Source organism: Ruegeria marina (assembly GCF_900101475.1).
Lineage (GTDB): Bacteria > Pseudomonadota > Alphaproteobacteria > Rhodobacterales > Rhodobacteraceae > Ruegeria_B > Ruegeria_B marina.
This window is the reverse complement of record NZ_FMZV01000008.1, coordinates 89,985-110,458: the sequence shown is the minus strand read 5'-3', so window position 1 is coordinate 110,458 and position 20,474 is coordinate 89,985. Positions and strand designations below refer to the sequence as shown.

Sequence of the window (20,474 nt, the reverse complement as noted above, 5' to 3'; positions counted from 1 at the left end):
GTTTCCCCCCAGTTCAATGTTCACGTCCTTCGCCATCCCCGCGCTGCGCCTGCCGGAAGGTCGCGCCGCGCTTGAGACTGGCAACCAGTGCCGCTTCGTCCACCGGTTTGCTTAGGTAGTCGTCCATTCCCGCGTCTAGGTAGGTATCCCGCGCCGAGGTCTGCGCGTTCGCTGTCAGCGCCACAATATAGGGCCGCGGCCGCCCCTCGAAGGCGCGTCGGATTTCGGCGGCGGCTTCTACCCCATCCATATCGGGCATCTCAATGTCCATCAGGATGACGTCGTAGGTCCCGCCGGCCGCCAGCCCGACCGCCTCGGCACCGCCGCAGGCGAGGTCGGAGCCGTAGCCGTTCTTGGCGAGCATCTTCTGCCCGACCTTCCTGTTGATCCGGTTGTCATCGACAAGAAGGATCGACAGTGCCTCAGCTGGGACCTCGGGAGCTTCGGCCTCTGGCGCGGCGTGCCGTTCCTGCCAGCCGACCGCCGAGGCGAGGGCTTGCAGGAGTTGTGCAGACTTCGGCGGCTTCGCCAGCACCGAGGCAAAGCCGGCTTTGCGGATCTCGACCCAGAAAGCCGGCTCGGCGGGGGTGAGCGAAGTGAAAAGGATCATCGGCGGCGCAGCCTCTCCAAGTGCGGTGCGGACCCGCCGAGCCAGTTCGAGCCCGGTCATTTCCGGCATCTTGTAGTCGATGATCACCACGTCGATGGCCGGTTCGCCCTTGAGGCGCTCAAGCGCTCCGTACGGGTCTCCCAGGGCCTCGGGCAACATGCCCCAAGCACGGAGCCTTTCATCGATGATCCGCCGGTTGGTCAGGTTGTCGTCCACCACAAGCGCGGTCCTGCCACGCAACGCCTCAATCCGGGCCTGCCGGTCGTTGCGGTCGGGCAAGGCGCAGCGCCGCATTGGCAAAGCGAAGGAAAAGGTAGAGCCGTACCCGGGCTTGCTCTCGACTTCGATCTTGCCGCCCATCTTTTCGACAAGCCGCTGACTGATGGCGAGACCTAGCCCGGTACCGCCGTAGCGCCGTGTCGTCGAGGCGTCGACCTGGCTGAATGAGCGAAAGAGGCGGTCCATGCGGTCGGCGGGAATGCCGATACCCGTATCGCAAACCGAAAAGGTGACATGCGCGGTGTCGCCTGCCTCGGGCACGGACTCGGCAAGGCTCACGCCAAGAAGGACCTCACCCTTTTCCGTGAACTTCACGGCATTGTTCAGCAGGTTGAGCAACACTTGCTTAAGCCGGGTCGGGTCGCCCACCACGCCGCGCGGAACCTCGGGCGCGATCCGGCAGGCCAGTTCAACGCCTTTCTCGTCCGCCTTGGGAATAACCAGTTCCACCGCTGCTTCCACCGCTTCGACAAGGTCGATCTCAAGCTCCTCAAGGTCGAGCGCCCCGGCTTCGACCTTCGAAAAGTCAAGGATGTCGTTGATGATGGTCAACAGCGTGTCAGCTGCATCGCCGATGGTGGTGGCAAATTCGCGCTGCTCGGCGTCGAGCTTCGTCGAGGCAAGCAGGCTGCTCATCCCCATGATCCCGTTGAGCGGCGTCCGGATTTCGTGGCTCATCGTAGCCAGGAATGAGCTTTTTGCTTCGTTGGCGGCTTCGGCCTGCTCTTTGGCTTGGGTTAGTTCGCTTTCCCGCTGCTTAAGCTCGCTGATGTCCGAATATACCAAGACCGAGCCGCCGTCGCTTGTTCGCCGTTTGTCGATTTGGACCCAGCGTCCGTCCTGCAACTTCCGAACGTTCGACGCCCGCGGCGCTTGACCGCTCCGATCGGCCTCGAGTCGCAGGCCCGAGCCCGGCGGCACGTCTTGGGCGATCTCTTCTGCCAAGCGGCCAGGTCGAACGAAGTCTCCGGCCGGGTCGCCCAAGAAATCCCGGTAGCGGGTGTTGCACAGGACAAGCCGGTTGTCGGCGTCGTAGAAGGCAAAGCCCTCCGAGATGCTCTCGATGGCGTCGATCAACCGCTGCCGGGTCTCGGCGATCTCGCGCAGGTTGCTCTGCTCCATTTCGACGGCCGTGTCGCGGAAAACAGTCAGCGCGCGCATCAGACGTGAGACCTCGTCGCGTCCGGTGGGCTTTGGCAGGGGGACGTGCAGATCGCCCTCGGCGAGGGACAAGGCGGCGTTGCTGAACGCGCTGAGCCTCGAGCCGAGGCTGCGGTTTACATAGGCAAAGGCACCGAGGATCACCACGAGCGAGGCGATGAGAACAACAGCGAGGGTCAGCCGACTTGCTTGGAGCGACGAAAGCACCGCAGCGGCCGAGGCGTCGGTGGACTGGCGGGTTTCGGAAACGATGGTCGCGGCAAGACCACTCATCCTCTCGGTGAGCTCGTTGGTTCTGAGAAGCAGCCCTTCGGCCTGCTCCAGCGCGCCAAGCTCACGCGCGCGCAGGCCGAAAACCGTCTCTCCTCCTCCACCGAAGCCGAAGCCGATCAGGCGCTCTGCCAAGTCGGCGGTGTCCGAAACGTCGGTGCGCGGGCCGAGGCGGGCGATCAGCGCCGAAGTTTCGGTCGCCACCGCACCAAGATCCGCCCGCAACCCATTCAGCCCGGCCCGGTCTTCTGCAAATGGCGCCAGAGAAAGTATGCCAACGGTCCGGTTGCCGAGCGTTTCCAGCGCCAGAAGTGTCCCGTAGCCGACGACGCTGGCGTCATTGATGGCGTCGAGGCTGGCCGCGACCTGGCTGCTGAGGTTGGCGCCCACCGTGACGGCCTGGCCCCGGATCAGGATGATCGAGCGCCGCAGAACGACGTCGAGCTGCAAGACGGTCCGGCGCAGGTCGCGTTCGGTTTCTTGCGCATCGAAAGCCGCCGTGGGGTCGGCCAGCGCGGACCTGCGGCGTTCAAAGATGCCGTCCGCGCCTGCACCGAGGGCTATGATCTGGTCAATCATCTCGGACAATTCTTCGACATCGACCACCTGCCGAACCGGGCCGTTGTCTCGCAGTTCATCGACGTTGCGCGCGGCGACTGAACTCGAGGTGACAAAAGCGCTCCAATTGTCGCGAAGAGCTTCGTCCGTCGAGGCGCTGAGCGCGCCGATCATTGATCGCTCGATGATCCCAAGCTGGACCTGCATCGTCAGCAGCGGGATCAACCCCCGGACTCCGAGGTCGTTCAACAAGGCGACCGAGGCCTCGGTGCTGGCGTTCACGCGGTCGCTTTCGGCGCTGAGGACTTCGAGTTGCTCGGCGATCAGGGGTTCCATGGAACGGTTGAACGCTGCGTGGGTTCGGGCAAGGCTCTGAACCTGGCTGCCAAGCGTTCCGGCCAGCTCGATCCTCTGCGCGATGATGGTGGCAAGTTTCTCCGACAGCGCGCCGACGTCACGGACCGAGGACTCGAGGCTGAGGACCGTCTCGGCGCCGCTGCCGCGTTTTTCCAGTTCGTTGATGACCAACCGGATGCGGTCCAGGTACCCCTTCAGCGTCGCCATCCGGGCGGCAAGCTGTTCGGCGTTGTCGGAGGTGGCAACCGAGGCGGCGGCGTTGCGGATGTTCGTTGTGTCTTCGGCAACCCGATGCGCGATGACGAGGGCCGGGATGCTCTCGTTGGAGATCGAGGCAAGCTGCTCTTGAATTACGAGGTTAGCGCGGTGCGCGATCAGCGCGCTGATGGCTGCCGACAGAAAGAAGATGACGACGACCAGAAGGAGCTTGCCTCGGATCGTGTAGGGAAGCAGGGCCGCGAGACCGGACCTTTCGTCATCTGCTGTTGCCATTGCGCACCCTTCTCCGCACAACGCGCCGGGGCGTTCGCCCGGTCGGGTCACCTCTGCGTCAGAGCTTCAGTTCGAAGTCCTTGATGTCGTCGGGGTTGATGTAGGCCACTGCCGGATTGAGCATCACATCGAGGTGCAGCTTGAAGACCCGCGCGGAATCGGTGTCCCGGTTCGCCCATTCGAACCAAAGGGGCAGAGCAATCTTGCGGAACCGCTCCACGTCGTCCTCGGACAGCCGCGTGATCTCCACGCCGGCCTCAGCGAACTTTGTCCAGGCGGCGATATTGGCCTCCTGGTGAGCTGTGAAGTGCTTGACCGAAAAGGCGCGGACAAGCTCTGTCAGCAGGTCCTGCGTCGCGGCTGTGAAGCTGTTCCAGACGTCCTGGTTGAAAACGACGATCGTCAGGTCGACCGGCTGATGCAGGCAGGGCGTCGAGGTCGGACCCATGACGATATATTTGCTGACATCGGCAAAGCCGAGGTCGTAATTCATCGCCGGGCCGGTGAAGTCCGCAGCGTCGATCGCGCCGGAGGCCAGCGCAGGCTGTACTTCAGACCCCGCGAGCGCGATGGTCCGCGCGCCGATGGCCTCGAAGCAGTCGGCCACGATCCCACCGGGCATCCGAAGGTTCAGCCCCCGGAAATCGTCCAGCGAGCGGATCGGCCTGTTGGAATGAATGAGGTTCATGTCGTGGTGGACGTGGCCGACGTAATGCAGGCCATGGCGTGCGTAGAGTTCGCGGGCCAGTTCGGTGCCACCGTAGCTGTCGAACAACATGTCCCATTGATGCGGATGCGGCAGCCCCATCGGGAAGGACGTCAGCAAAGCCCCGGCCGGCATCGCCCCGGTGATCGCGGCGTAATGCGGCACCCAGTGCATTCCGTCGAGCACCCCCGCCGAAGTGGCGGTCATCATGTCGAAGATTTCAGAAACCGTTCCGCCCGCGAAAGGGACGAATTCGATCTCGCCCTCGGTCAGTTCGACGATGCTTTCGCACCAGGTTTTGAATGTCCGGTAGCCGATCGTATTCTCGGTCCAGAGCGACTGGATCGTGAGCTTCCGTCCGCCCGAGACCTGCGCGTTACCCACAAACGGCGCCGCCAAGGCCCCTGCGCTCACGGTCGCCGCCGCGAAAAGCGCTTTGCGTCTGGTGGTGTTCGGCGCGATGTCAGCCGGCCCCCGCCGGGTTCCCCCCCGATGTTTCATCGTTGGTCACCTCCCACTTTTTTACCTAAGGAGCCTGTGCCCGGAATGGGCGTCGGATCACCGGAAAACTGCTCCCATTAATAGCTCGGTCGTATGGGATTACTACAAAAAATCGGCGGCTTGACAGAGCGTTCCCGGCGGGTTCGGGGCAATGAGATCAACTTCTGACGCACGCTGGCGAGGGGAAATCGCCTTGAGTTGGCCTTGTGCAGCCAGCCTCCGGTTGCCGATGTCGATACCGAACGCCGTGATTGGGCAGAGGCGCGGCAAGACGAACACGAAACGGTCTCGGAGCTGAGTGCGGTCATTGTTGGACGGCCCCGGTCTTGCGAGGGATTTGACCTGCCCCCCGAAACTTCCCTCACGCCGATGTAGAGTTTGCTCAACTTTTCGAAGGAGCAAACGAATGCGAAAGAGCCGTTTCACCAAGGCGCAGATCATCGAAATGATCAAGGAACAGGACGCTGGCATGCCTACGGACGAGGTGTGCCGCAAGCAAGGCGTCAGCCAGAGCACGTTCTACAAGTTGAAATCGAAGTATGGTGGTATGGAAGTGTCTGACGCCGCCAAGCTGAAGGCGCTGAAAAACGAGAAAGCCAAGCTCAAGCGCCTGCAGGCGGACACGACGCTGGACAACGTGGTGCTCAACGACCTTCTGGTAAAGAGTCGACGACACCGAATGAGCGGCACGAGGCAGCGCTCAAGGCGATTCGGGATCATAATGTCTCGCAGCGTCGAGCCTGCCGACTTGTCGGTGTGAATCCGAAGACGGCCCGACATGAACGCCCGCCGGACAATCCAGAGATCAGGGCAGAGATGAAGGCCGTCGCTGCCAGGCGCAGCCGGTTCGGCTACCGGCGTATCGGCGTCATGCAGGAGCGCAAGGGAATGATCGTGAACCACAAGAGGCTCTACCTACTCTATTCAGAGGAGAAGCTGGGTGTCCCGCATCCGCAGCAGATCGAAGCCGGCCGCCGGGCCCACGCGGACTGGTGGCAGGCGCTGGGCTGGATCCGAGATGGGTTGTGTGAGGGTGGGTATGCTGCGCACGGTCGAGGAGACAGAGGCGATGCCGAAGGCAAGGCTGTGGAGCCACGGGTGACGAGTGGAAATACCAGTAAGCAGCCGTTCTCTTCGCCTAGCACCAACGCCTGATCCCCCTTCGATTGTTCGAACCTTGGGGTCGGTCTCCACGCCGGGGATCGGCCCGGTCTCGGTCGGGCCAATCGTCAAAAAGTCGGCGCGGCGCGTTGCATTTTTCCCTGTAAATTCCCTGTTAATCTCTGCCCGAAACAAAACCGCACCGCCGAAATGTCCCGCAGAGACTGCGCCCGAAATTCCGCCCTCCCGCGCCGCTCCAAGGCGTCTCTGCGCGCCAACACAACGCGCAACCGCCCAGAATACCCGAAGGTGGCTGGCGGGGATGTCAGGCAGATTCTAACTGGTCTCAGTTTCCCACGAACCGCAGGCAGTTAGAGGAGAAACTCCTCTCGGGAGTCGTATGCATCCCACATTGCGCTGGGGTCGACTAAAATGTCGGCAAGGGTGAAAGCTTCGCCATAGACACGGATCGTGCCCAGGGAATCATTGTGATGCGCGCCGTTCACCATGGGTTGAACGCTCATCAACATCAGCAGCGTATAATCCATGGCTCCGTCGCCATCTTCGTCCACCTGTTCCAGCGTGACCGACACGGTATGACCGCTGATCACCAAGGTGTCGCCTTCGCTGGGAGTAAAATCGGTAATCACATCGTTCCCGATGGCCTCGACCCAATGGTCGTGATAATTGTCATTCTCCATCATTATTGACATCCAGTCGACGGTGCCATCCAGGTTGGTGTTCCGTGCCAGCACCTCGGCCGTGGCATTCATGTCGAGCCGGAAGATGAACTCGTCCGCCCCCGCGCCCCCAGTAAGAACATCGTTGGCATCTTCGTAGACGATATACTGGAACTCGCCGTTGGCGCGCCTGACCTGGTCGAGCACCGGTTGTCCGCCGTCTGAGCGCGAGAAGAGCGTATCGTCGCCCGCGCCGCCGTCCGCCGTGTCGTTTCCGAAGTCGCCGTAGGTTCGATCATTGCCACTGCCGCCGATCATGAGGTCATCACCGACGCCCCCATTGAGATTGTCATTACCGTCATTCCCCGACTGCGTGTCATTCCCGGAGCCGCCAATCATCAAGTCGGCGCCGACACCACCGACCATGCTGTCCATGCCCTCGTCGCCGCGCAGAAAGTTGTCTCCACTGCCCCCGAGCATCACATCATCGCCGGCGCCGCCAAACAATGTGTCGGCGCCGTCGCCGCCATTCATCAGGTCGTTTCCGTCATGGCCTTCCAGGAAGTCCATGTCACCACCGCCAATCAGGGTGTCATGGCCCTCGTTTCCATGAAGGGTATCCTCTCCATTATGACCCTCCACGAGGTCGTTGCCCCACCCGCCCTCGAAATAGTCGTTCCCTCCATTGCCATGCAGAGTGTCATTCCCGCCACCGCCGATGAGGAAATCTCCTCCCCAGCCACCATTTAGAAAATCGTGCCCTTCTTCACCCATCATGGTATCTGCACCGGTGCCGCCGTATAGCGCGTCATCGCCGAGACCGCCGGACAGCCCGTCGTTGCCATCACCGCCCCAAAGCGTGTCATTTCCTGCTTCGCCGCTGAGAGAATCGTTGCCGGCGCCAGCCGAAAGCGTGTCGTTTCCGTCGCCGCCGAAGACCTGGTCATCGCCATCACCGCCGTCGACTACGTCGTCGTCGGCCTCTCCGTTGAGGATGTCATCACCCATCCCCCCCCAGATCGTGTCATTGCCGGCGCCCGCCAAGATGGTGTCGTGGCCAAAAGACGTTGCAGTGCCGGGTCCGTCACCCGAAAGAAAATCTGCGCCCGCGCCACCCGACAGGTTGTCGCTATCGGCCCCGCCGATGATCGTGTCATCGCCCTCGCCGCCATCCAGCGTGTCGGTACCGGCACCGCCGTACAGCGCGTCATTACCAAGACCTCCGGACAGCACGTCGTTGCCATCACCGCCCCAAAGCGTGTCCATTCCGGCGTCGCCGCTGAGATAATCGTTGCCGGCACCCGCAGAAAGCGTGTCGTTTCCGTCGCCGCCGAAGACCTGGTCATCGCCGTCACCGCCGTCGACTTTGTCGTCGTCGGCCTCTCCGTTGAGGATGTCATCACCCATCCCCCCCCAGATCGTGTCATTGCCGGCGCCCGCCATGATGGTGTCGTGGCCAAAAGACGTTGCAGTGCCGGGTCCGTCACCGGAAAGAAAATCTGCACCCGCGCCACCCGACAGGTTGTCGCTACCGGCCCCGCCGTTGATCATGTCATCGCCCTGGCCGCCATCCAGCGTGTCGGCACCGGTACCGCCGTCAAGCGTGTCGTTCCCGTCATCACCAAGCAGCAGGTCATCGCCTGCATCGCCCGACAGAAAATCGTTGCCAAAACCGCCCATCGCGAGGTCGAGCCCCTCGCCCCCGATCAGTATGTCATTGCCGGCATCGCCCACAAGCGTGTCGTTGCCACCTTCGCCGGTCAGGCTGTCGTCCCCCGGCGTGCCCAACACGACATCATTGCCCCCGGTGGCCGAGACCTTAGCTTTTCCATTGGGTCCGGCAAAAGTTTCGGTCTCCGAGAATCCAAAAAGGGGCGATACGAATTGGTCCAGCAGATTGCTGTCGCTGGAAGTGGTTAGGCCGCTCATTTGATATGCTCCGTTGCCTGCCTGGTGCACGAAACCGATGATCCCCACCAAATGTGGAGAAATCATGGCTGTTTTTTTTTGAGCTGATTTTTTTGCCAGCCCGCCTCATTTTTGCAGGACGGTATCCGGATCGTCAGGTTCGTCAAGCGACCGCCAAAGGACAAGCGAGAACCCGCCATATTCCCTGAATGTTCCGGCCTAATCCTGCCAATCGAATGTCGGCAGCTTCGTGCGGCACGCGCGGCGATGATCGCGCCAGTCAAACCCAATGGAGCGGCCGGCAACCACCCCGGCGACCAGTCAGAGAGGCAGCGTGAAGAGCACCGTTACCGACACACAGAATTGGATCGCAACATCGGAGAATGCCGGGGTGGCGGCCAGGGCGGCCGCATTGTCAGCAAGCCAGGTCGTGTTCTTGTCCAGCCGGATCAGCAGAAATCCACGCCGCTTCAGGGCCGCAACATATCTCTTCCAGATCGCAGTGTGATGGCGGGCAGGTAATGGCTTGCTCATCCGCTCCATCTAACCGCATGGAAACGCGACGTGGATCCTTGAAACTCCAAGTTGTGCAACACTGCCGCAGTGCGATAGCAAAGGCCGCGCCGATACAGATTCCTTGCTAAAAATTTAAATATATGACAGTCTTTCCCTTTAATAACGGGATTGGTGTGGGCGCTGGGTCCAACATCATACTGCAAACCCTGGATCATTTCTGCTTGTCCGGGACCAAAAGCAAGGCAACCGTCATTTACCTCAAGAAGGGTGGGGCTTGGCGGGACAAAAGTGTTGAAGTGTGTTTTGGCGATCCCTCTTCTGGTTTTTTCCAGAGGGGGTGGGGGGAATTGTATGAAGAAGATATGTATTACCGGTGGCGCCGGATTTATCGGCTCGCACCTTGTGGACTATTTAGCGTCGAAATATCCGCAGGCCCATTTGGTCGTCGTGGACAAGATGTGTTACCCGGCGAGGCGCGAATATCTTGAACCTCTTTTACGGTCAAGACGCGCCACTCTTGTCGAGGGCTCGATCTGTAACTCGGAACTGATGAACACTGTGCTTGCAGGGGCCGACCTAGTGATCCACGCGGCTGCCGAGTCGCATGTCGACAACTCGTACCGTGATGTCAAACCGTTCATCGAAACCAACATCATGGGCACGATCAGCGTTCTGGCGGCCGCCAGACAGAACAATGTCGGTTTGTTTGTCCACGTCAGCACCGATGAGGTTTACGGCGAGTCCGAGTGCAGGAATCTTACGGTCAATGACAAACTGAACCCAACGAACCCGTATGCCGCATCCAAGGCGGCCGCGGAAATGTTTGTCTTGTCCTATGCCAGATCCTACCGCATGCGGACCAGGATCACGCGCGCCAACAATATATTCGGCACCCGACAATATCCCGAGAAGCTGATCCCCAAGCTGATATGCGACGCGCTCCTGGGAAATACGTTTGTCGTCCATGGTCGTGGCACGGCATTCCGGGCGTTTCTTGAGGTTTCAGACTTTTGCCAGGCAGTAGGAGCCATAATCGATCACGGCGAGGACGGCGGCGTGTACAACGTGCCCGCGCAAAAGGAATACTCGGTCATGGCCGTCGTCGAAATGGTCAGCAAAGCGCTAGGCATCGATGTCGAGAAATTCGTCGCCTTTGGCCCCGATCGACCGCACAACGACTGCAGGTACGGGGTGAAGGGGGAACAGCTTTCGGCCTTGGGTTGGAAACCCACCCGCCTGCTCGAGAACGAACTGAGTGCATTGGTCGACTGGTACAAAGCGAACCTGGAACTCTATTCGGCGTCGCAGCAGAAGGACAAAGGTGCGCAGCAGCGGATCAACAGAACCCTCAAACTCATTTCCGGCAAAGGTGTGCAGTTCAATCGATTGCGAAACTCTCGCAGCAATTCCAACCTTTACCAATTCAATCCACAGTTCCCATCCCCCTGACCAAGGCCGTGGTTTCGCGTCGTGCGCGGGATTGCGCCAGCCCCTTGGGCGCCAAGGCCAGATCAAGTTCACGGTCCAATTTGCCATGACGCAGCGATGCAAATCGACCGATCGCGAAGGCAGCCCCCGGTTCCCGCAATGTTGCGATGGAGGTGCGGCAAGGAGCACAGGTCACGCCAAAGTTCAGGCCCACTTGACGCGAGATAGCAAGGGATTGCAGACTGGGATTTCCATTGGGATAGGCGATGGTGACGGGACGCCGCCCTGTCATCTGGTAAAGACGTTCCTGGCAGCGCAGAACATCCCGAAGCTGGTCTTCGGGATCGGTGTGCAGCAAGATCGAATGCAAGTGGGTATGGTTTCCGATCTCGACGAGTGGATCGCGGGACATAAACGCAACTTCCTCCGGAGTCATCGGGCGATCCAGTTCACCGACCGGACGCAAGGAAGCGGCGCCAAACCGGTCGACAAGGATTTCGCGGATCTGTTCAGGCGATTGTCGCTTGATGTCCTCGCGCCATCTGGCGAGTGTTTCCGCCGATTGCCCCGCACGAGTCCCCTCGCGGAACAGAACATCCCACCAGAAGGCTTCGCCCGTGTCCACGAAGGAGGTCGCGACAAAGACCGTCGCGGGCACGCGCAGGTCGTTCAACAGAGGAAGAAGTCGCAGGTTGTTGGCATATCCATCGTCGAATGTCAGCCATGCCGCCGGTCCTTTCAGGCCGGCACGCGACAGGTCCCGGCCATCGACGAAACGAAAGCCCCTGGATTTCAGCGTACCAACTATCCGGGCGATGTCGTCCAAGGTGATCGGTTGATACGGGTCTATGACGTTCGCGGACAGTTCCGACATATCGGCCAGCACGGCATGAAACGCCAGCACGAGCAGTGTATCGGAGTCACTGACCGAAGGCAGCAGGCGAGCGATGGTCAGATCGAGCAGCTTGGAAACTTTTCGTCCGATCAATCCCCGCGCACCCCACCGGCTGAAACCACACGAATGCCAACACGGGCCTTGCTCGCCCTTAGCGTAAGGTAGTGTAAATATGTCCACCATTCCAGTCGTTTCTATCGTCATCCCAACCTACAACGCTGAACCGTGGCTGGAAGAGGCCGTCCGAAGCGCCCTTTCGCAGACCCTGACTGATATCGAAGTCCTGGTTTTCGACAATGCCTCGACGGACGCGACGCCGGACCTGATGGCCCGGATTTCCGATCCGCGCCTGAGCTATTTTCGGGCGGCCGAGAACATCGGTTTTGCCGGGAACGTAACTCGGGGGATCGAGGCCGCCCGCGGCCGGTATTTCCTGGTGCTGGGTGCCGATGACGTGCTCAAGCCGACATTTCTCGCAGAAGCCGTTGCCCTGCTGGACGCCGACCCGGCTGCCTCTATGCTGCATGGCAGGGCGATATGGATTGACGATGACGGCGCGCCTATCGGGGTGATGCGCGGGACATGGCCCGCCAAGTCCAGCGGCGAGGACGCTTTCTTGCGCACCTTCACCGAAGGCTTCTGTTATTCGACGGTGATTTCCCGCACCGAGCACGTGAAGCGGTTGCAGGCAATGGACGAACGTTGGGGCATGATCTCGGATAGCTGGCTGTTTCTCAAGATGTGCCTGGCCGGGGAGGTGCTGTTTCTAGATACGCCCCTGGTTCTGTATCGGGTCCGCGACAGCAGCCTCTCGTTCGAACTCTATGCCGACGGCAAGATGTTCAACGACCATCTCATGGGGCTGGAGCAGGCGTTTTCTTGGCCCGAGGCCGCCCCGTTGAGACCACGCGCCCGCGAGGCGCGACTGGCTGTGGCTCTTCAGGCCTTCGATACCATGCACATGACCAGGATCGGAGCCGGGCTTTCGGGGATGCTTGCAAAGTCGTGGCAGGTTACGCAAGCGGTGCCCGGCATCCTTCTGTCGCCGCGCGCCTGGCTGCGGTTCGCCTTTGCACTGCTGCCGGCGACGACAATCCAGTGGCTGCGCAACTGGCGCCGCACAGTTGCGATCGACCAGCAATGAGCGACGCCGACAAGGGATTGATGCGCCGAACCTCGCTGGTGACAATGGGACGTATCGCCCTGCTCGCGGTCTGGTTTGTCATGATCGCGATGGTTTACAGGACCATTGGCCAACAAAACGACGCGCTGATCCAGGCCGGCGTCCTGGCGTTTTCTTTGGCTGCGGTGAAGATGCTGACCACCTCACTTTCGGACCCGCTGGATCTGGACGTGGTACGGCGCGTGCCAGTCGTTCTGGGAACCGACCCTGCTAAGGCCGTCGCGATCTGGCGGGCGGCACAACAATTTCGTATCGCGCTCGCAGGTATCATTGTGTTGCTGGCGATCGCGCTTGCGCGCCCGATCGCGACTGTACTCCTGCACGATGCCGACTGGGCGCCGGCTGTCATGTTGGTCGGCGCCGCAGCCGGGCTGGAGTTGGTTTTTCGCGGCTATCTGTCGGACTATCAATCGCGCGAGCGTTTCGGTGGTTTTCTTGCTCTCGAAGCCGGTCTGCAGGGGGTGCGGGTCGCGCTGATACTGGCCTTGATCCTCGGCGGCTGGTTGTCCGTGCTGACTTTTCTGGGCGCGTATGCGCTGGCAACCTTCCTCGTCGTCTGCATTGCCTACCTGGTGTCAGGCGCTGCGCGCCGCGCGCTCTGGGTCGTTGTGGGATCGGTCAGCCGCGAAACCTGGCAATATGCCCGCTGGATCGCCCCGGCGATGATCCTCAGCGCGGTGGTGGAACGTCTGGATCTCTACTTGCTGACCTGGCTGCGAGGGCCACAGGAAAGCGGTCTCTATGGCGCCTTGCTGCCGCTGATACTGGTTCCCGAAGTTGCCATCGGCTTTGCCATCGGGGTGCTTCAGCCGCGAATAGCGGACCTGCACTCCCGAGGACGCCTGCCTTCGTTCTGGTTAAGCATTTGCCGACTGACCGTTCCGCTCGCGGCGGTGGGACTGATCGTGGTCTGGTTGCTGGCCGAACAGATCATCTTGCTCACGATCGGCCCCAGCTACCTTGACGCCGCCCCGGCATTTCGCATCCTGTTTGCGGCAGTCATGCTGTGGTTTTCCGTAGTCCCGGTAGCGCTCGCTTTCGTTGTCATGAACATGCCGCGCATCACACTGGCCATCACGCTGGGTCAGGCCGCAGTAATGCTGACGGCGGGTCTGGCGCTGATCCCGTCGGACGGCGTTGTCGGCGCTGCGACGGCAATCCTGGTGATGCGGTTCGTAACCGGGACGATGATCTGCGCCGTGGCCCTGCGAACGCTGAACTCGCGATCGCGTTCGGGGCAGGTGCCCCCATGAGGATCGCGCATGTCAAAAGCCTTTATGATGATATCGGCGGCATCGAATCCCTGCTCGAAACGGTCCTACCTGTCCAGCAGGAGATGGACGGGGTAGAGCCGCTGATCATACTGATTGCCGACAAGCGGCACCCCGAGATCGAACGCAGGCTGACGTCGGATGGGCGTGTCCCGATGGAGGTATTGAAATGGCGAGGCCTGAAATCCGCCCCGCTCGCGGCGCACCAGATGGCGCGATTGCTTGACCGGTGCAAGGCCGACGTGGTGCATACCCACGACATGCGTGCCAATCTTCTGGCGGCGATGGCACGGCCGTTCAACCGCAGACCCTGGTTATGCCAAATCCATGGTTGGCTGGGCACGACGCACAGTGGCATCCATGCGGTTTACGAGACCATTGACCGGCGCCTGGTTCGTTATGCCGACCACGTCCTGGTCGGATCGCACGCCGCGCGGGCAGAGGTTCAGGCCGCCGGGGCGCGCCGGACCTCGGTGGCGTGGAACGCCGTCGCCCTGCCGGACATCGCCGCCGCTGATCGCGCTTCGCTCGGGCTGCCCGAAACCGTTGTTGTGTTTACGATGCTCGGCCGGGTGCATCGCGGCAAAGGTCAGGATCTCTTCCTGGAGGCCCTGGCTGGCCTGGCCATGGACCAGCCGTGGCATGGCGTTGTCGTTGGCTCCGGCAAGCCCGAGGACGAAGCCGCGCTGCGGGAGCGTGTCGACCGACTGGGACTATCGGAGAGGGTGACCCTGACGGGGTTTGTTCCCCGGACCGCGCCCTGGATCGCCGCAAGCGACGTCATCGTCGTTCCGTCGCGCAAGGAAAGCCTGCCGCTGACTTGCCTGGAAGGAATGGCTGCCGGGCGGGCGGTCATCGTTTCCGCGACGGGCGACATGCCGCGAGTGGTGACCGATGGCGTCTCAGGACGAGTCATCCCCGTCGGCGACGCGGGCGCCTTGTCCGCAGCGATGGCGGATCTGCTGGCCGACGCGGCCAAGCGCAGGCGGTTCGGCGCCGCAGCACGCGCCAGGATCGAACAGCACCACACCGCCGCCGCATTGGCCACCGCGATGGCCGAGACGGCGGGAGCCCTGGTCAGCGGCTCCGCTGCTCGGCAAGATCATAGACAGCCGTCAAGGCCGTGATGAAGGCCGGGACCGAAAACGCCTGGGCCTGACGGCTGCGGCCCGCCGCGCCGATGCGGCGCGCGCGATCCGGATCGTCCAGCAATTCAAGGATCGCCAGCGCTAGCGCATCCGGCTGGCCGGGTGGGCACAACAGTCCCGACACGCCGTCTTCGATGATCGACAGGGGGCCGCCCGCCGCGGACGCAATCACCGGCGTACCCATCGCCATCGCTTCGAGCAGTACCAGACCGAATGGCTCAGCAACCACGGAAGTGTGGCAGAAGATGTCGAACCCCTCCATTACGTCCGCCATGTCCTGCATCCGGTAACGCCAGCCTAAAAAGCGCACCCGCTCTCCGAGCCCGAGTTCGTCGGCCTTCGCATGAAGCTCGGCCTCGTGCGCCTCCAGTCCCGCAGGCGCGCCGCCTGCGAGCAGGAACAGTACATCCTTCCTTTCGCGACATACCCGCGCCGCCGCGTTCAGAAAGACATCAGCGCCTTTCCACGGGTCCAGTCTTGCGGCAAAACCGACGATCCGGGTGTTCGGGTCAATACCCAATTCCGCCCGCAACCGGCCAGCGCGGGCCACGGCGCGAAAGGCATCGGCGTCCAGCGCATCTGGCATCACTACGGCATCTTCGGGAACTTCGCCGTAAAGGGCCTCAAGACAGGCGTCCGACATGGCCAGAACGACCGTCGAAAGGCGGCGAACCATACCCGCATAGAGCCGGGTCAGCACCGCAACCTGCGGAGCCATTTCGCGCACATGCCAGACATGGGGCAACCCGGCCAGACGGGCAGCAAAGGCACCATAGAGGCAGTAGGCGGAATTCGAATGGACAAGATCGGGCGCGATCTGCCGCATCATGCGCCGCAGGCGGATCACCGTCGGAACCAGTCGCAACAAGTAGGCCGACTGGTAGCGAACCGACGGCAACGTCCGCAGCTGCTTCATCTCGAGGAAGTGTACCTCGGCGCCCGCGGCCCGAAGCCGCGCCACCAGCGGTCCGTCTTTCGGCAGGATGACACTGCTGCGCTGGCCGCTTTGCCCCATGGCTTCGATCGTTCTCGCCAGCGCGATGTCCGACCCTCCGACCTCCGAGTTGGGCTGAATGTAGAGAACGTGCCGCGGGCTCATTTCGCCTGCCATGTATCAAGTAGATTTCGCGCGGAACTGTCGCCGATGCGCGAAATCCGGGCCACGGCCATCAGCACGCCAAACATCAGCCAAACGATCTTGAGATACTTGGCATGCCCCAGCAGACCGCAGACCAGGAACGCGATCATGCCGGCGGAAATGGCGATCGCCAATACCCGCAAATGCGGCGGCCCGCGAATCTCGACCCTGCGCATCTCGATGAATCCCATCACGAAAACACCGAAGTAAAGCACGAAACCTATCAGGCCGTACTCCACCAGGATTTCCAGTTGAAGATTATGCGCCCCGATATTGGAAACCAGTTCCCGCCCCTCGACTACCGCACGCTCCATGTCCTCTGCCCAGGCCTGAAGCCGCAAGTCATTCGGCAGGGTGACTTTCACCGCAGTATAGAACTTGTCGCCGAAACCCTTGTAGCCATGGCCGGCGATAGGCTCCTCCAACCAGATATCCACGGCATGATCGAAGAACAGCGTTCGCAATGGTGTGCTGCCTTCCTTGAGGTATTTTGCCGAAAACATCCGGTCGACGAGACCGGGCGGCAAGTAGATGATGCTTCCGCAAAAGCCCAAGGCCAAGATGAACATCAGCGGCCTGAGAGGAACGACGCCACGCACAGCAAGGTAAAGGCCGGCGACACCAAGACCAAGAAACCCAGTTCGCGTATAGCTGAACACCAGCGCTATCAATTGTAGCCCACCCATGACCAGGATGAGCACGCGCCACCAGGTCCCAGTAAAGCGGTGCCAGCAATAGATCAGCAGTGGAACAGCAATGGCGACAGTATAGGCGAGCCAGTTGGCGTCACCGATCCCCCCGGTGATACGTTTGATCACGACGCCTTCTAGGGACTCGCTGTCGATGACCCCGCCGATCGCTCCCTCGGGCAACCGCGGGTCATCGGATTGCAAAGCCAGCGACGGCAGAAAATGCTCGGCCAGACCGATCAGACCGCAGAATGCGATCGCGGCGCTGATCGCGACAACGATCAGGTCCAGCGCCTTTTGCGACTGACCTGCCAATGTCGCGACCGAGGTTGTCAACAGCAACATCATCAGCAGCCGGTTCGTGCCTTCAAGAAAGGATGTTTCGGCGTTGCGGGCCACAAAATCCCCGATCAGCACCCACATCAGAAAAACCAGCATCGGCCGGTACAGCGGGGACGCTGTGATCCTCCATCCCATGAACATCACATGAAGCAGGACCGAGCCAACAGTGATTACTCCGAACAACTTGGAAACGCTGACCGGAAATCCGGTCAAAGGCGAACTGCCGAGCACTTGAAAGGACGTGTTCGCGAAGATCACAATGACCATCCCGATCATAGGCCGGGCCAGGCTTAGACAGATGAGGACCGCGCCGAACAACGCACCCAGCGCCTTGGTAGGTCCGGCAACGATGATCAGTCCAGCCGTCAGGCACAGGACAACCGCTGCCGCGCTGCGCCCGGAGGTTTTCGAGAACTGGACTCTGGTCGCTCGCAAGGGCCTGTCCATTGAATTCTTTCCACAATACCAATTAGTATCGGCACCGAGCCGTGTGTAGCAAGGTGTTTCGGCTGATCAGGCAACCGGATGGCCGAAAGGCAGGCAGGAAGGATCGGATTCCGTGGAAGCAACCTCTAGCCGCCTGGGACGCGTTCTTGTAACCGGAGCCACCGGCTTTCTGGGCAGCGCGGTTGTTCGCACCTTGCGTAGCATGGATGCGGATGTCGTAGGGCTTTCCAGACGCCCGGCGCCAACCGAGAATCCGCATGTTTGCCTTGACCTGACGCAGAACGATGTTGCGGAGGTCATTCAGCGGCACAGCATAACCACCATCATACATTGCGCCGGCGCCATCGGAGAACCTCGGGATGCCGGTTCCTGGGCGGACTGCCTGGCCCAGCACCTGACCGCGACCGACCGCCTGCTGACGGCCAGCCTGGCGCAACGCGAGCCGCCGCGCGTTGTCGTGACATCCAGCGCGGCGATCTATGCACCGCTGGAGGACGGGCAACATTCCGCGGACGAAGCCCATCCCTGGCGTCCAAGCGGCAGATACGGCGTGGCAAAGGCCGCCGCGACCATGCTGGCCCAATTGGAGGTCCAGCGCGGCAGCCCGGTCGCGATTGGAATTCCGTTCAACGTCATCGGGCCCGGCCAACCACCTGCCTTGGTGCCACAGACATTCATCTCGCAACTGCAACGCGATCCTGACCGGCTGGTGGTCGGGGACTTGACGCCTATCAGGGACTGGGTCGACGTGCGCGACGTCGCGCGGGCTCTGGTTCTACTGGCCGATCCGGACTGCCCCACCGGGCGTTTCAACATCTGCACCGGCCGCGGGCAGTCCGTCGGCATGATCCTGGAGCGGCTTCTCGCGGTTTCCGGACACGCGCCAAAGGTGTCTGAACGCAGTCACCTCGCCCCGTCGGCGGGGGTTTCAAGAAGCGTGGGAAACCCATCGCTGCTGTACGCCTCTACGGGTTGGGAACCCGCCTATTCACTGGACACATCGTTGAAGGCCATGTTACGTTTTCCTTAGATTAGCGGATAGTTTGGACAGTGTTTCAATGAATTGGCCGGGAAAGCGCGTGGTCGTAACGGGGGGCGCAGGATTCATCGGCAGCCACCTGAGCGAGCGCTTGGTGGCGGCCGGTGCGTCAGTCACCGTTTTCACGAGATACACGTCGAACGGCATTCAGGGGGCGCTGCGCGACGTTGCCCCGGAGGTGTTTGATGCCATCACCATCGTCGCCGGCGATCTGCGGGATGGCTTTGGAGTCGAAGCCGCGATTTCGGGCGCGGATGTGGTGTTCCATCTGGCCGCGCATATCGGCATCCCGTATTCCTATGTCCACCCCATCGATGTCGTTCAGGTCAACATGGAAGGAACGGCGAACGTACTCGAGGCCTGCCGCCGCCAGTCAGTTTCCAAGGTTGTCGTGTTTTCGACCTCGGAGACCTACGGTACCGCGCAGTATGTCCCGATCGATGAACGCCACCCGATGAACCCTCAGTCACCCTATGCAGCCAGCAAGGTAGGCGCGGATCAACTGGCGCTGGCCTATGCCCGGTCCTTCGATCTTCCGGTTGCGATTTGCCGTCCGTTCAACACCTATGGACCGCGCCAGCCCGCGCGGGCCGTGCTGCCCACGATCATCGCGCAGGCGCTGACCGGCGACGTGATCAAGCTGGGATCGCTGACACCGACGCGCGACCTGGTCTATGTTGGCGATACAGCCTACGGGGCGATGCGGATCGCCGAAGAGGATGCCACCATCGGCAAGGTCATCAACCTCGCGACGGGTTGCGAAGTGTCAATCGGTGATCTGGCCCATTCCGTGATCGACCTTCTGGGAGGCGGCAAGCGGATAGAAACCGATCAGCGCCGAATCCGTCCGGAAAAAAGCGAAGTGATGCAGCTGCTCGGCGATGCCACTCTGGCCCGCGACCTGCTGGGGTGGACGCCCTCGGTGACGCTGTCCGAGGGGTTGGACCACACGATTTCATGGGTTCGCCGCAACAGCGACTTATTCGACAGTTCCGGTTATCGAATTTGAAAGGAAGAAACGCATGCAAGCGGTAGTTCTCGCAGGTGGTCAGGGTCAAAGATTGCGGCCGTTTACCTCGGTCCTGCCGAAACCTCTGATGCCGATCGGGGACCGGCCAATTCTCGACATCATTCTGCGGCAGCTTTACATGCACGGTGTAACTGATGTCACTATCGCATTGAACTACCTGGGATCATTGATCCAGTCCTATGTCGATCAGTCCGAAATCGGACAACGGCTTAACATCCACTACCATTGGGAAGAAAAGCCCTTGGGCACCGCGGGCGCAATCGGCACGATCAAGGGCCTGGATGCCCCCTTCTTCGTGATGAACGGGGACATCCTGACCTCGCTGGATTATTCGGCGATGTATGAGGCTCACATGGCCGACGACGCGGATCTGACAGTCGGCACCGTGACGACCGACGTCCGGATCGAGCTTGGCGTGTTGAATATCGATCCGTCTCGTCATGTCATCGGTTACGACGAGAAGCCCACGATGACCTATGCTGCGAGTATGGGAATCTATGTCTATTCACCGCGCATTCTCGACAGGATTAAGCCCGGCGAGTATCTGGACGCCCCAAACCTGGTTCTGGGTCTGATCGCGGACGGCAAGAAAGTGCTGTCGCATGCGCCGGACTGCGAGTGGATCGACATCGGGAACCAGGGCCAGCACGAACACGCGTCATCCGTCTATCTGGCTGATCCTTCAGTATTCTTGCCGGGATTTGAAGCCTCGTGAACCGATTTCG

14 protein-coding genes and 1 pseudogene are annotated in these 20,474 nt (G+C 61.2%); 8 read left to right on the top strand and 7 right to left on the bottom strand.

Annotation, left to right across the window (positions count from 1 at the left end; genetic code table 11):
* Window positions 1-13: 13 nt before the first annotated feature.
* Together BLT75_RS12705 and dctP are read right to left on the bottom strand one after the other, a co-directional pair.
* Entirely contained in the window at window positions 14-3,727 is a 3,714-nt protein-coding gene (locus tag BLT75_RS12705; RefSeq protein WP_093032008.1) for a response regulator, read from the bottom strand.
* Window positions 3,728-3,785: 58 nt separating this feature from the next.
* Window positions 3,786-4,934, bottom strand: coding sequence for a TRAP transporter substrate-binding protein DctP (dctP, locus tag BLT75_RS12700; RefSeq protein WP_093032005.1), 1,149 nt, complete (start codon window positions 4,932-4,934; stop codon window positions 3,786-3,788).
* A 406-nt stretch (window positions 4,935-5,340) separates the two neighbouring features.
* On the opposite strand from dctP, the pseudogene BLT75_RS12695 reads away from it, so the two are divergent.
* A pseudogene (locus tag BLT75_RS12695) lies at window positions 5,341-5,879 on the top strand (transposase); the annotation flags it as partial.
* A gap of 527 nt (window positions 5,880-6,406) precedes the next feature.
* On the opposite strand, the gene BLT75_RS12690 reads toward BLT75_RS12695, so the two are convergent.
* Both BLT75_RS12690 and BLT75_RS12685 read right to left on the bottom strand, forming a co-directional pair.
* Window positions 6,407-8,644: a calcium-binding protein gene (locus tag BLT75_RS12690; protein WP_176827997.1), complete on the bottom strand. Its 2,238-nt coding sequence runs from the start codon at window positions 8,642-8,644 to the stop codon at window positions 6,407-6,409.
* Between the two features lie 300 nt (window positions 8,645-8,944).
* On the bottom strand, window positions 8,945-9,166 hold the full coding sequence (locus BLT75_RS12685; RefSeq protein ID WP_093031999.1) for a transposase: 222 nt from the start codon (window positions 9,164-9,166) through the stop codon (window positions 8,945-8,947).
* A 324-nt stretch (window positions 9,167-9,490) separates the two neighbouring features.
* Here BLT75_RS12685 and BLT75_RS12680 point away from each other — a divergent pair, with 324 nt between their 5' ends.
* Entirely contained in the window at window positions 9,491-10,588 is a 1,098-nt protein-coding gene (locus BLT75_RS12680) for a GDP-mannose 4,6-dehydratase (protein ID WP_093031996.1), read from the top strand.
* Here BLT75_RS12680 and BLT75_RS12675 read toward each other — a convergent pair.
* Window positions 10,563-11,555 (bottom strand): polysaccharide deacetylase family protein, encoded by a 993-nt coding sequence (locus BLT75_RS12675; protein ID WP_176827995.1) that lies wholly within the window; start codon window positions 11,553-11,555, stop codon window positions 10,563-10,565. The genes BLT75_RS12680 and BLT75_RS12675 overlap by 26 nt on opposite strands.
* Window positions 11,556-11,634: 79 nt before the next feature.
* Here BLT75_RS12675 and BLT75_RS12670 point away from each other — a divergent pair, with 79 nt between their 5' ends.
* Genes BLT75_RS12670 through BLT75_RS12660 form a run of 3 tightly spaced genes read left to right on the top strand, consistent with a single transcriptional unit; the run spans window position 11,635 to window position 15,043 of the window.
* A complete protein-coding gene (locus tag BLT75_RS12670; protein WP_093031993.1) occupies window positions 11,635-12,606 on the top strand; it encodes a glycosyltransferase family 2 protein in 972 nt (323 codons plus the stop codon).
* Window positions 12,603-13,898, top strand: a complete 1,296-nt coding sequence (locus BLT75_RS12665) for a lipopolysaccharide biosynthesis protein (RefSeq protein ID WP_093031990.1) — start codon at window positions 12,603-12,605, stop codon at window positions 13,896-13,898. Before BLT75_RS12670 ends, BLT75_RS12665 begins: the two co-directional genes overlap by 4 nt.
* Complete coding sequence (locus BLT75_RS12660; RefSeq protein ID WP_093031987.1) at window positions 13,895-15,043, top strand: glycosyltransferase family 4 protein; 1,149 nt, start codon at window positions 13,895-13,897, stop codon at window positions 15,041-15,043. The genes BLT75_RS12665 and BLT75_RS12660 overlap by 4 nt, the downstream gene beginning before the upstream one ends.
* Here the strand turns inward: BLT75_RS12660 and BLT75_RS12655 are convergent.
* Together BLT75_RS12655 and BLT75_RS12650 are read right to left on the bottom strand one after the other, a co-directional pair.
* Complete coding sequence (locus BLT75_RS12655) at window positions 14,994-16,163, bottom strand: glycosyltransferase (RefSeq protein WP_176827993.1); 1,170 nt, start codon at window positions 16,161-16,163, stop codon at window positions 14,994-14,996. The two genes, BLT75_RS12660 and BLT75_RS12655, sit on opposite strands and share 50 nt — an antisense overlap.
* Entirely contained in the window at window positions 16,160-17,668 is a 1,509-nt protein-coding gene (locus tag BLT75_RS12650; protein WP_176827991.1) for an O-antigen ligase family protein, read from the bottom strand. Before BLT75_RS12650 ends, BLT75_RS12655 begins: the two co-directional genes overlap by 4 nt.
* 124 nt (window positions 17,669-17,792) lie before the next feature.
* On the opposite strand from BLT75_RS12650, the gene BLT75_RS12645 reads away from it, so the two are divergent.
* The 3 genes from BLT75_RS12645 to BLT75_RS12635 are packed head-to-tail and all read left to right on the top strand — an operon-like array spanning window position 17,793 to window position 20,464.
* The gene (locus tag BLT75_RS12645) at window positions 17,793-18,710 is read left to right on the top strand and encodes an NAD-dependent epimerase/dehydratase family protein (protein ID WP_093031978.1); all 918 of its coding nucleotides are present in this window, start codon (window positions 17,793-17,795) and stop codon (window positions 18,708-18,710) included.
* A 28-nt stretch (window positions 18,711-18,738) separates the two neighbouring features.
* Entirely contained in the window at window positions 18,739-19,728 is a 990-nt protein-coding gene (locus BLT75_RS12640; protein WP_093031975.1) for a GDP-mannose 4,6-dehydratase, read from the top strand.
* A 13-nt stretch (window positions 19,729-19,741) separates the two neighbouring features.
* The gene (locus tag BLT75_RS12635) at window positions 19,742-20,464 is read left to right on the top strand and encodes a sugar phosphate nucleotidyltransferase (RefSeq protein WP_093031973.1); all 723 of its coding nucleotides are present in this window, start codon (window positions 19,742-19,744) and stop codon (window positions 20,462-20,464) included.
* Window positions 20,465-20,474: the final 10 nt, after the last annotated feature.

Bases quoted from the DNA above. Each gene is read 5' to 3' on its own strand.
- BLT75_RS12705 (WP_093032008.1), bottom strand. From the start codon at position 3,727: ATGGCAACAGCAGATGACGAAAGGTCCGGTCTCGCGGCCCTGCTTCCC.
- dctP (WP_093032005.1), bottom strand. From the start codon at position 4,934: ATGAAACATCGGGGGGGAACCCGGCGGGGGCCGGCTGACATCGCGCCG.
- BLT75_RS12690 (WP_176827997.1), bottom strand. From the start codon at position 8,644: ATGAGCGGCCTAACCACTTCCAGCGACAGCAATCTGCTGGACCAATTC.
- BLT75_RS12685 (WP_093031999.1), bottom strand. From the start codon at position 9,166: ATGGAGCGGATGAGCAAGCCATTACCTGCCCGCCATCACACTGCGATC.
- BLT75_RS12680 (WP_093031996.1), top strand. From the start codon at position 9,491: ATGAAGAAGATATGTATTACCGGTGGCGCCGGATTTATCGGCTCGCAC.
- BLT75_RS12670 (WP_093031993.1), top strand. From the start codon at position 11,635: ATGTCCACCATTCCAGTCGTTTCTATCGTCATCCCAACCTACAACGCT.
- BLT75_RS12665 (WP_093031990.1), top strand. From the start codon at position 12,603: ATGAGCGACGCCGACAAGGGATTGATGCGCCGAACCTCGCTGGTGACA.
- BLT75_RS12660 (WP_093031987.1), top strand. From the start codon at position 13,895: ATGAGGATCGCGCATGTCAAAAGCCTTTATGATGATATCGGCGGCATC.
- BLT75_RS12655 (WP_176827993.1), bottom strand. From the start codon at position 16,163: ATGAGCCCGCGGCACGTTCTCTACATTCAGCCCAACTCGGAGGTCGGA.
- BLT75_RS12640 (WP_093031975.1), top strand. From the start codon at position 18,739: ATGAATTGGCCGGGAAAGCGCGTGGTCGTAACGGGGGGCGCAGGATTC.
- BLT75_RS12635 (WP_093031973.1), top strand. From the start codon at position 19,742: ATGCAAGCGGTAGTTCTCGCAGGTGGTCAGGGTCAAAGATTGCGGCCG.